The 12,402-nt window shown below is 49.2% G+C and carries 5 protein-coding genes; all 5 read left to right on the forward strand.

Going from position 1 to position 12,402, the window contains the following annotated elements; all coding sequences use genetic code 11:
* Nucleotides 1-172: 172 nt before the first annotated feature.
* Nucleotides 173-625: a DUF1896 domain-containing protein gene (locus H8S65_RS14300; protein ID WP_002561000.1), complete on the forward strand. Its 453-nt coding sequence runs from the start codon at nucleotides 173-175 to the stop codon at nucleotides 623-625.
* Complete coding sequence (locus H8S65_RS14305; protein WP_002560999.1) at nucleotides 615-6,455, forward strand: helicase-like domain-containing protein; 5,841 nt, start codon at nucleotides 615-617, stop codon at nucleotides 6,453-6,455. Before H8S65_RS14300 ends, H8S65_RS14305 begins: the two co-directional genes overlap by 11 nt.
* Nucleotides 6,456-7,114: 659 nt before the next feature.
* Entirely contained in the window at nucleotides 7,115-9,040 is a 1,926-nt protein-coding gene (gene tet(Q), locus H8S65_RS14310) for a tetracycline resistance ribosomal protection protein Tet(Q) (RefSeq protein WP_186930593.1), read from the forward strand.
* Nucleotides 9,040-11,358: a hybrid sensor histidine kinase/response regulator gene (locus tag H8S65_RS14315; protein WP_002560997.1), complete on the forward strand. Its 2,319-nt coding sequence runs from the start codon at nucleotides 9,040-9,042 to the stop codon at nucleotides 11,356-11,358. Before tet(Q) ends, H8S65_RS14315 begins: the two co-directional genes overlap by 1 nt.
* Nucleotides 11,351-12,402 (forward strand): sigma-54-dependent transcriptional regulator (locus tag H8S65_RS14320; protein ID WP_186930594.1); only part of this gene is annotated, 1,052 nt, incomplete at its 3' end. The genes H8S65_RS14315 and H8S65_RS14320, both read left to right, overlap by 8 nt.

Here is a 12,402-nt window from a genome sequence, read left to right on the forward strand (position 1 = left end):
TTCGATTTGCACTAACTTTGCCACTTGTTCAGAGTAATGAATTGTTCTTCGATACCGGATTACACTCATACTTTGGATTTAGTGGTGGCACTCGGAGGGATACCGAGTGCCTTTTTCTTCCTTTTTCCAATCAATTATCCCGTTAAATATCAATCCACTAAACTCCAAAGTAATGAACAACAAGAAGAAAAACGAGGGTCAGACCGACTTTTCCTATTACGGTCTGTACCTGCTGGACTACCTCCGCACGAACAAGTTTGAACAGGCGACTGACACCGCTTTCATACGGGAACGGGCCGACCGTGCCGCCGAAACGTATGAAAAGGCGCGGCTCGAAGGCTATCCCGCCGATGGCGCGCAAGAGCAGGCGATGGACACGCTGCTGCGCGGGCTGCGCTATTCCCGGTACGCCATTCTCCGTGAAGTCGTGGAGAGCGAGTTTTTCGACGAAGTGCCGGAAGAGAAACAAGAAGCCTTTATTCTGAAACTCATGCCGCTTGTCGGCAACGTGTTCTCCGTCTATGACCTTTCGGACGACAACTTCGCCCTGTCTTCCGATTACGACCTGCTCTACACGGAGCTGACGGGGGCAACCGTCCTTTACATCGGGGAATATGGCGTTTAACCGCAAACAGAAACTGCGGGACAACATCGAGGCGATACGGACGGCATTCATCCTTGACAGGGAAAACAGGACAGCGACAACCGAAGAGCGTGCCATACTTCAAAGGTACTGCGGTTTCGGCGGTCTGAAATGTATCCTCAACCCTGCAAAGGAACTGACGGATGCCGTCCGGTGGGCGAAATCCGACCTCGAACTGTTCGCCCCGACAGTGGAGTTGCACAGGCTTATCCGTGAGAACAGCAAGGACGAAACAGAGTACAAGCGGTTTGTGGATTCGCTGAAAGCGTCCGTGCTGACCGCTTTCTACACCCCCAAAGAGATAACCGACACCATCGCGGACGTGCTGGCAGATTACAGCGTCCGCCCCGCCCGTATGCTCGAACCGTCGGCGGGGGTTGGCGTGTTCGTGGATTCCATGCTGCGGCACAACCCCAATGCGGATGTGATGGCTTTCGAGAAGGATCTGCTCACGGGTACAATCCTGAGGCATCTCTATCCCGGCAAGAAAACGCGCACCTGCGGTTTTGAGAAAATCGAAAGACCGTTCAACAATTATTTCGACTTGGCGGTGTCCAACATTCCGTTCGGAGACATAGCCGTGTTCGACCCTGAGTTTCAGCGGAGCGACTCATTCGGCAGACGCTCCGCCCAGAAAGCCATCCACAACTATTTCTTTCTCAAAGGACTGGATGCCGTGCGTGACGGCGGTATCGTGGCGTTCATCACCTCGCAAGGGGTATTGAACAGCACCAAGACCTCCGTGCGTAACGAGCTGTTCAGTAAGGCTGATCTGGTATCCGCGATACGCCTGCCCAACAACCTGTTCACGGACAACGCGGGGACAGAAGTGGGCAGTGACCTGATTGTCCTGCAAAAGAACCTCAGCAAGAAGGAAATGTCGCAGGACGAGCGGCTGATGACCGTAATACAGACGGACACGAAAACCGACCTGACCGACAACGCCTATTTCATCCACCACCCGGAACGCATCGTGCATACGACGGCGAAACTTGACACCGACCCATACGGGAAGCCCGCTATGGTCTATCTGCACGAGGGCAAGGCAGCAGGCATCGCCGGGGATTTGCACCGTATGCTCGACGAGGATTTCCATTACAGGCTCGCCATGCGTCTGTATTCGGGTTCAATCCGGCAGTCGGGAACGGAAGAAAAAGTTACCGTTCAAAAGGAGGTGGAGCGTACTGCCATAAAGATGGAAACAACATCTTCGATGCAGGCGGTGGAAACTCCGACGGAGAAACCGCAACCCACAGAGGAAAAGCCGGAGATAGAGCCACGTCCGAAATATTCTGACGGTGTGCAGCTATCCTTGCTCGATCTCTGGGGGATGACGGAAGAAGTCAGCCAACAACCGAAAACCGCCAAAAAGAAAAAGGAGGCGAAAAAGGAAAGCTCGGCAAGGCGCGTTCTACCCAAGCCACAGGTGCATGTCACACAAAATGTTACGGCTGTGCCGACGGCTACCACCCCTAAGACTGTAACAGAGAACAAGGAGGCTAAAACGGAGAACACCGCCAAGCCTGCCGACCCGGACGACATCTATGCCACGTTGGACTGGGATACCAATCCTCCCATCAACGGCTTCTACGAGATGATGATGGATTTGACGCCGGAACGCAGGAAGGAACTTCGGGAACTGGCAAGGCAGCATAACGAGAAACAAGCGGCGGCGGAAAAGATGGAAGTGAAAGCCGTGCCGGACACTCCCCGTGAGCAACCACGGCAGGAGGAAACACAGCCGGAAGCAGTCACCGCACCTGCCGTTACAGATACCCCACCGGAAGCGGTGGCGACCTCCCTTTTCCCCGACATCGAAGCGGAGAAGCCGAAGGAAGAAGTCGTGGACCTTTCGCCGCGTGCCTACCACCGCACGCCGGAGATGCACCTGCGCGAAGGGTCGCTGGTGGCTGACAGGGGGCGTCATAACATCGGCTACCTGAAGGACATCACGCCATACGGGGCGACATTCCAGCCGCTCGACCTGAAAGGCTACCAGAAGGAGAAGGCGTTACAGTATGTTTTACTCCGTGACGCCTACGAGCGGCTGTACCGCTATGAATCGAACCTGCATGAAGCAAATGTCCCGTGGCGAGAGCATCTAAACACCTGTTACGATGAGTTTGTCATGCGCTACGGCAACCTCAACGCCAAGCAGAACGTGAAGTTAGTGATGATGGACGCGGGCGGGCGTGACATCCTTTCGCTGGAACGGGCGGAGAACGGGAAGTTTGTCAAGGCGGACATCTTCGAGCGTCCCGTTTCCTTCTCCGTGGAGAGCCATGCCAACGTCGGCTCACCCGAAGAAGCACTGTCCGCGTCGCTCAACAAGTTCGGCACTGTCGATCTCGACTATATGCGGGAGATAACCGACAGTACGGCGGAGGATTTGCTCACAGCCCTGCAAGGGCGCATCTATTACAATCCGCTCGTAACCGGTTACGAGATTAAGGACCGCTTTATTGCCGGAAACGTGATAGAGAAAGCGGAACGCATAGAGGCTTGGATGGGCGAAAACCCCGAAAGTGAACGTATGCCGGAGGTGAAGCAGGCGTTGGAGGCTCTGAAAGATGCCGAACCGCCGCGCATCGCTTTTGAAGACCTTGATTTCAATTTCGGGGAACGCTGGATTCCGACGGGTGTCTATGCCGCCTACATGAGCCGGCTGTTCGACACGGAGGTGAAAATCGCCTACTCTGCAAGCATGGACGAGTTTTCGGTGGCGTGCGGCTACCGCACCATGAAAATCACGGACGAGTTTCTGGTGAAGGGGTATTACCGTAACTATGACGGCATGCACCTTCTGAAACACGCCCTGCACAACACCTGTCCCGACATGATGAAGTCCATCGGCAGGGACGAGCATGGCAACGACATCAAGGTGCGCGACAGCGAGGGAATACAGCTCGCCAACGCCAAGATTGACGAGATACGAAACGGCTTCTCCGAATGGCTCGAAGAGCAGTCGCCACAGTTCAAGGAGCGGCTGACGACGATGTATAACCGCAAGTTCAACTGTTTCGTGCGCCCGAAGTATGACGGCTCGCATCAGACTTTTCCCGACCTCAATCTGAAAGGGCTGGCAAGCCGGGGCATCAGGAGCGTCTATCCCTCGCAGATGGATTGCGTCTGGATGCTGAAACAGAACGGCGGCGGAATTTGTGACCACGAGGTTGGAACCGGCAAGACGCTGATAATGTGCATCGCCGCGCATGAAATGAAGCGTCTGAACTTGGCGCACAAGCCGATGATTATCGGGCTGAAAGCCAATGTTGCGGAGATTGCCGCCACCTATCAAGCGGCATATCCCAACGCGAGGATTCTGTACGCTTCGGAGAAAGACTTTTCGACCGCCAACCGCGTGCGTTTCTTCAACAACATCAAGAACAACGACTACGATTGTGTCATTATGTCGCACGACCAGTTCGGCAAGATACCGCAGTCGCCGGAGTTGCAGCAGCGCATCCTGCAAGCGGAGCTTGACACGGTGGAGGAAAACCTCGAAGTGCTGCGCCAGCAGGGAAAGAACGTATCGCGGGCGATGCTGAAAGGTCTGGAGAAGCGCAAGCATAACCTTGAAGCGAAATTGGAGAAGGTGGAACACGCCATAAAGTCACGCACGGACGACGTGGTGGACTTCAAGCAGATGGGCATCGACCACATTTTCATTGATGAATCGCACCAGTTCAAGAATCTGACTTTCAACACGCGCCACGACCGTGTGGCGGGATTGGGGAACAGCGAGGGAAGCCAGAAGGCACTGAACATGCTCTTTGCTATCCGCACCATACAGGAGCGCACGGGCAAGGACTTGGGGGCGACCTTCCTCTCCGGCACGACTATCAGCAACTCGCTGACTGAGCTGTACCTGCTGTTCAAGTACCTGCGCCCGAAGGAGCTGGAACGGCAGGACATTCGATGTTTTGATGCGTGGTCGGCGATATTTGCCAAGAAGACAACGGATTTTGAGTTCAACGTGACGAACAACGTGGTGCAGAAGGAGCGTTTCCGCTACTTCATCAAAGTGCCGGAGCTTGCCGCCTTCTATAATGAAATCACGGACTACCGCACGGCGGAGGATGTGGGCGTGGACCGTCCCAACAAAAACGAGATACTGCACCACATACCGCCCACGCCGGAGCAGGAGGACTTCATACAGAAGCTGATGCAATTCGCCAAGACGGGCGACGCCACCCTGTTGGGCAGACTGCCGCTTTCGGAAACGGAGGAAAAGGCGAAGATGCTTATCGCCACGGACTATGCCCGGAAGATGGCACTCGACATGCGCATGATAGACCCGCATTACGAAGACCACCCCGACAACAAGGCGAGCCACTGTGCCAAAATAATCGCGGAGTATTATCAAAAATACGACGCGCAGAAAGGCACGCAGTTCGTTTTCTCTGACTTGGGGACTTACCAGCCGGGCGATGGGTGGAACGTCTATTCGGAAATCAAGCGCAAACTGACGGAGGACTACGGCATACCGCCAAGCGAGGTGCGCTTCATTCAGGAGTGCAAGACCGACAAGGCTCGGAAGGCGGTGATAGATGCCATGAACGCCGGGACGGTGCGTGTGCTGTTCGGCTCCACCTCCATGCTCGGAACGGGTGTGAACGCACAGAAACGGTGTGTGGCAATTCATCATCTTGATACGCCGTGGCGACCGTCCGACCTGCAACAGCGTGACGGACGGGGAGTTAGAGCAGGCAACGAGATAGCCAAGCATTTCGCCGGGAACAACGTGGACGTAATAATCTACGCGGTGGAAAAATCACTGGACAGTTACAAGTTCAACCTCCTGCACTGCAAGCAGACTTTCATCAGCCAGCTTAAAAGCGGTGCTATGGAAGCGCGTACCATCGACGAGGGGGCAATGGACGAGAAATCGGGCATGAACTTCTCGGAATATATGGCGTTGCTATCCGGCAACACCGACCTGCTGGACAAGGCGAAACTGGAAAAACGTATCGCCTCGCTCGAAGGGGAACGCAAGTCGTTCAACAAGGGCAAGCGTGATTCGGAGTTCAAGCTGGAATCGAAGACCCGCGAGCTGGGCAACAACACAGCTTTCATAGATGCCATGACGGAGGACTGGAACCGCTTCCTCTCTGTGGTGCAGACCGACAAGGAGGGCAATCACCTTAATATAATAAAGGTGGACGGAGTGGATTCCGCCGATGAGAAAGTCATCGGAAAGCGTTTGCAGGAGATAGCCAAGAATGCCACGACCGGAGGGTTGTACACGCAGGTTGGAGAGTTTTACGGTTTCCCGATAAAGGTGGTCAGCGAAAGGATACTCAAAGAGGGATTGGAGTTTACCGACAACCGCTTCGTGGTCGAGGGGAACTACAAGTACACCTACAACAACGGGCATCTGGCGCTGGCTGACCCGTTGGCCGCCGCCCGCAACTTCCTCAACGCGATTGAGAGAATCCCCTCCATCATCGACCAGTATAAAGCGAAGAATGAGGTCTTGGAACGTGAGATACCGCAGTTGCAGGAGATAGCAGGCAAGGTGTGGAAGAAGGAGGAAGAACTGAAACAGTTGAAGTCCGAACTTGCCGCCCTTGACCGCAAGATACAGCTGGAACTTGCGCCGCCTACACCCGAAATCACCGAAAAGGAGCATGAAGGGCAACAGGTCAAACCGGAAGCGAAAGGTGTGCGAAACGGTATCAGGCAATATCCCGAAGATACATCACCGCAAATACGCAATCCATCGGAAAGTATTATCGCCAATCACACCATAACTGGGCATCCGGGGCTGTATGCCAAGGAGGAAACCCGGTCCAAAGGATTGAAAATATAACCTTAGGAATTTTATCTGAAGTATTAATAAGGGCTATCCCAAAAGGTCTAAAAGTAAATTTTATCCTTTCTGCAAGTATCTGTAGGATGGCAACTGCATTTTTTTTCTTTTTGGGCAGCCCTTATTAAAATTTATTCTTATTTTAGGTTATATACATTCATGTCCATTTATGTAAAAAATCCTGCTGACCTTGTTTATGTCTTGTCAGTCACCATTTGCAAAACCATATTTGACCCTCAAAGAGGCTGAATTTGATAAGCAACTTGCTACATACTCATAATAAGGAGCTAAATAGAACACGAATGGGAAATACTCAAATGCCAAACTAAAGAAGATATTGGCCAAAATAAACGTTATACCGAGAGAGAAACTTGATTTTTTTCAACTTCCTAAAACGTTGTTGTTCAAACATTTCTACTTATTTGTACTTACCAGTTGAACCTACGCTTCCCTAATAAAATGTCTATGGTAAAAAGTTAAAAAATCCTCCCACTTTTGTTAGATATATTTTTTTGGCTAATTTTGTAATCGTTATGCGGCAGTAATAATATACATATTAATACGAGTTAGTAATCCTGTAGTTCTCACATGCTACGAGGAGGTATTAAAAGGTGCGTTTCGACAATGCATCTATTGTAGTATATTATTGCTTAATCCAAATGAATATTATAAATTTAGGAATTCTTGCTCACATTGATGCAGGAAAAACTTCCGTAACCGAGAATCTGCTGTTTGCCAGTGGAGCAACGGAAAAGTGCGGCCGTGTGGATAATGGTGACACCATAACAGACTCTATGGATATAGAGAAACGTAGAGGAATTACTGTTCGGGCTTCTACGACATCTATTATCTGGAATGGAGTGAAATGCAATATCATTGACACTCCGGGACACATGGATTTTATTGCGGAAGTGGAGCGGACATTCAAAATGCTTGATGGAGCAGTCCTCATCTTATCCGCAAAGGAAGGCATACAAGCGCAAACAAAGTTGCTGTTCAATACTTTACAAAAACTGCAAATCCCGACAATTATATTTATCAATAAAATTGACCGTGACGGTGTGAATTTAGAGCGTTTGTATCTGGATATAAAAACAAATCTGTCTCAAGATGTCCTGTTTATGCAAACTGTTGTCGATGGATTGGTTTATCCGATTTGCTCCCAAACATATATAAAGGAAGAATACAAAGAATTTGTATGCAACCATGACGACAATATATTAGAACGATATTTGGCGGATAGCGAAATTTCACCGGCTGATTATTGGAATACGATAATCGATCTTGTGGCAAAAGCCAAAGTCTATCCGGTACTACATGGATCAGCAATGTTCAATATCGGTATCAATGAGTTGTTGGACGCCATCTCTTCTTTTATACTTCCTCCAGAATCAGTCTCAAACAGACTTTCAGCTTATCTCTATAAGATAGAGCATGACCCCAAAGGACATAAAAGAAGTTTTCTAAAAATAATTGACGGAAGTCTGAGACTTCGAGACATTGTAAGAATCAACGATTCGGAAAAATTCATCAAGATTAAAAATCTAAAGACTATTTATCAGGGCAGAGAGATAAATGTTGATGAAGTGGGGGCCAATGATATCGCGATTGTAGAAGATATGGAAGATTTTCGAATCGGAGATTATTTAGGTACTAAACCTTGTTTGATTCAAGGGTTATCTCATCAGCATCCCGCTCTCAAATCCTCCGTCCGGCCAGACAGGTCCGAAGAGAGAAGCAAGGTGATATCCGCTCTGAATACATTGTGGATTGAAGACCCGTCTTTGTCCTTTTCCATAAACTCATATAGTGATGAATTGGAAATCTCGTTATATGGTTTGACACAAAAGGAAATCATACAGACATTGCTGGAAGAACGATTTTCCGTAAAGGTCCATTTTGATGAGATCAAGACTATCTACAAAGAACGACCTGTAAAAAAGGTCAATAAGATTATTCAGATCGAAGTGCCACCCAACCCTTACTGGGCCACAATAGGGCTGACGCTTGAACCCTTGCCGTTAGGGACAGGGTTGCAAATCGAAAGTGACATCTCCTATGGTTATCTGAACCATTCTTTTCAAAATGCCGTTTTTGAAGGGATTCGTATGTCTTGCCAATCTGGTTTACATGGATGGGAAGTGACTGATCTGAAAGTAACTTTTACTCAAGCCGAGTATTATAGCCCGGTAAGTACACCTGCTGATTTCAGACAGCTGACCCCTTATGTCTTCAGGCTGGCCTTGCAACAGTCAGGTGTGGACATTCTCGAACCGATGCTCTATTTTGAGTTGCAGATACCCCAAGCGGCAAGTTCCAAAGCTATTACAGATTTGCAAAAAATGATGTCTGAGATTGAAGACATCAGTTGCAATAATGAGTGGTGTCATATTAAAGGGAAAGTTCCATTAAATACAAGTAAAGACTACGCCTCAGAAGTAAGTTCATACACTAAGGGCTTAGGCGTTTTTATGATCAAGCCATGCGGGTATCAAATAACAAAAGACGGTTATTCTGATAATATCCGCATGAACGAAAAAGATAAACTTTTATTCATGTTCCAAAAATCAATGTCATCAAAATAATGGAGCGGTCAGGAAATTTCTATAAGGCAATACAGTTGGGATATATACTTATCTCCATTCTTATCGGATGTATGGCATATAATAGCCTCTATGAATGGCAGGAGATAGAAGCATTAGAACTTGGCAATAAAAAAATAGACGAGCTCCGAAAAGAAATAAACAATATCAATATTCAAATGATAAAATTTTCTCTATTGGGTGAAACAATACTGGAATGGAACGATAAAGATATCGAGCATTACCATGCACGGCGTATGGCAATGGACAGTATGCTCTGCCGTTTCAAGGCCACCTATCCAGCAGAGCGCATCGATAGTGTGCGCAGTCTTTTAGAGGATAAGGAACGACAGATGTTCCAGATAGTCCGGTTAATGGATGAACAACAATCTATTAACAAGAAGATAGCCAATCAAATTCCGGTTATTGTGCAGAAAAGTGTGCAGGAACAGTCCAAAAAGCCAAAACGAAAAGGTTTCTTGGGCATCTTTGGCAAAAAAGAGGGAACGAAGCCAACGACAACAACGACTACGCTCCGTTCATCCAATAGAAACATGGTCAACGAACAGAAAGCGCAGAGCCGTCGATTGTCAGAACAAGCCGATAGTCTTGCTGCCCGTAATGCAGAACTTAACAGACAACTGCAAGGATTGATTTGCCAAATCGAAAAGAAGGTACAATCTGATTTACAAAATAGAGAAAGCGAGATAACAGCGATGCGTAAAAAATCATTTATGCAGATAGGCGGCTTGATGGGATTTGTTCTTTTGCTGTTGGTCATTTCCTATATCATCATACACCGTGATGCAAAGAACATTAAACGATACAAACGCAAGACAACGGATTTGATCGAGCAATTGGAACAGTCCGTGCAACAAAATGAGGTACTCATAACCTCCCGAAAGAAAGCGGTACATACTATTACCCATGAGTTGCGTACACCACTGACGGCAATAACTGGCTATACCGAACTTTTGCGGAAAGAATGCAATAGCGGTAATAATGGGCAATATATCCGAAATATACTGCAATCCTCCGACCGTATGCGGGATATGCTCAACACTTTGCTTGACTTCTTCCGCCTGGACAACGGCAAGGAACAGCCCCGTCTGTCACCCTGCCGGATTTCTGCAATCACGCACACACTTGAAACGGAGTTCATTCCTGTTGCAGTGAACAAAGGGTTGTCCTTGTCCGTGAAGACTGGACACGATGCCATTGTATTGACCGACAAAGAGCGAATAATACAAATCGGGAATAACCTGCTGTCAAACGCAGTCAAGTTCACAGAAGAAGGCGGTGTTTCTTTGATTACTGAATATGATAATGGAGTTCTGACACTGGTCGTTGAAGATACAGGTACAGGCATGACAGAAGAGGAACAGAAACAAGCGTTCGGTGCGTTTGAACGTCTATCAAATGCCGCCGCAAAGGAGGGTTTCGGGCTTGGGCTTGCCATAATGCGTAATATTGTGTCGATGCTTGGCGGAACAATCCGTTTGGACAGCAAGAAAGGGAAAGGCAGTCGTTTCACAGTTGAAATTTCTATGCAGGAAGCTGAAGAACAGCTTGGATATACAAGCAATACACCTGTTTATCATAACAATAAATTCCATGATGTTGTCGCCATTGACAATGATGAGGTATTACTTCTGATGCTGAAAGAGATGTACTCCCAAGAAGGAATACACTGCGACACTTGCACCGATGCTGCGGAACTGATGGAAATGATACGCCAGAAAGAATACAGCCTGTTGCTGACAGACTTGAATATGCCCGGTATAAACGGTTTCGAATTACTGGAACTGTTGCGTTCGTCCAACGTGGGCAATTCACCAACAATCCCGGTGGTTGTGGCAACCGCTTCGGGCAGTTGTAACAAAGGGGAACTATTGGCAAAAGGCTTTGCCGGATGCCTGTTCAAGCCGTTCTCCATATCGGAGTTGATGGAGGTTTCCGACAGGTGTGCCATAAAAGAAACACCGGACGGGAAACCGGATTTTTCAGCTTTGCTGTCTTACGGCAATGAAGCCGTTATGCTGGAAAAGTTGATGACGGAAACTGAAAAAGAGATGCAGACAATACGGGAAGCGGCAACAGAAAAAGACCTGCAAAAGCTGGATTCCCTGACACACCACCTGCGCAGCTCGTGGGAGGTGCTACGTGCCGACCAACCGCTAAATGTACTTTACAGATTGCTTCATGGCGATGTACTCCCGGATGGTGAAGCGTTAAGCCATGCCGTGACTGCCGTGCTGGATAAGGGAGCGGAAATAATCCGGTTGGCAGAAGAGGAAAGGAGAAAATACGAAGATGGATAAGACAACAATAATTGTGGTAGAAGACAATATCGTGTACTGCGAGTTTGTCTGCAACATGCTGGCGCGGGAGGGCTACCGCACCGTGAAGGCTTACCACCTCTCAACCGCGAAGAAACATCTACAACAGGCGACAGATAATGACATCGTGGTTGCCGACCTGCGCCTGCCTGACGGTAACGGCATTGACCTTTTGCGCTGGATGCGAAAGGAGGGAAAGATGCAGCCCTTCATCATTATGACCGACTACGCCGAAGTTAATACCGCCGTGGAAAGCATGAAACTCGGCTCGATAGACTATATTCCCCAACAGCTTGTGGAGGATAAACTTGTCCCCCTGATCCGTTCCATACTGAAAGAACGTCAGGCAGGACAACGCCGTATGCCTGTGTTCGCCCGTGACGGTTCCGCATTTCAGAAAATCATGCACCGTATAAGGCTGGTAGCCGCTACCGATATGAGCGTGATGATATTCGGAGAGAACGGCACGGGTAAGGAACATATTGCCCACCACCTGCACGACAAGAGCAAGCGGGCAGTCAAGCCATTCGTGGCGGTGGACTGCGGTTCACTCACCAAAGAGCTTGCGCCCTCGGCCTTCTTCGGACACGTCAAGGGAGCGTTTACAGGAGCAGATTGTGCCAAGAAAGGATATTTCCATGAGGCGGAAGGCGGCACGCTGTTTCTGGACGAGGTAGGAAACCTCGCGTTGGAAACCCAACAGATGTTGCTCCGCGCCATACAGGAGAGGCGGTATCGCCCGGTCGGAGACAAGGCAGACAGGAGTTTCAATGTCCGCATCATCGCCGCCATCAACGAGGATCTGGAAGCGGCAGTGAGTGAAAAGCGTTTTCGGCAGGATCTTCTGTACCGCCTGCACGACTTCGGGATAACCGTTCCTCCGTTGCGTGACTGTCAGGAAGACATCATGCCGCTGGCAGAGTTCTTCCGTGATATGGCAAACAGAGAGCTGGAGTGTAGCGTGAGCGGGTTCAGTTCCGAAGCACGTAAAGCGTTGCTGACACACGCATGGCCGGGCAACGTGCG

It is taken from the genome of Parabacteroides hominis, from assembly GCF_014287585.1.
GTDB lineage: Bacteria > Bacteroidota > Bacteroidia > Bacteroidales > Tannerellaceae > Parabacteroides > Parabacteroides hominis.

What these genes read in the sequence shown, in the direction of transcription:
- H8S65_RS14300 (WP_002561000.1), top strand. Translation starts at nt 173, where the DNA reads ATGAACAACAAGAAGAAAAACGAGGGTCAGACCGACTTTTCCTATTAC.
- H8S65_RS14305 (WP_002560999.1), top strand. Translation starts at nt 615, where the DNA reads ATGGCGTTTAACCGCAAACAGAAACTGCGGGACAACATCGAGGCGATA.
- H8S65_RS14315 (WP_002560997.1), top strand. Translation starts at nt 9,040, where the DNA reads ATGGAGCGGTCAGGAAATTTCTATAAGGCAATACAGTTGGGATATATA.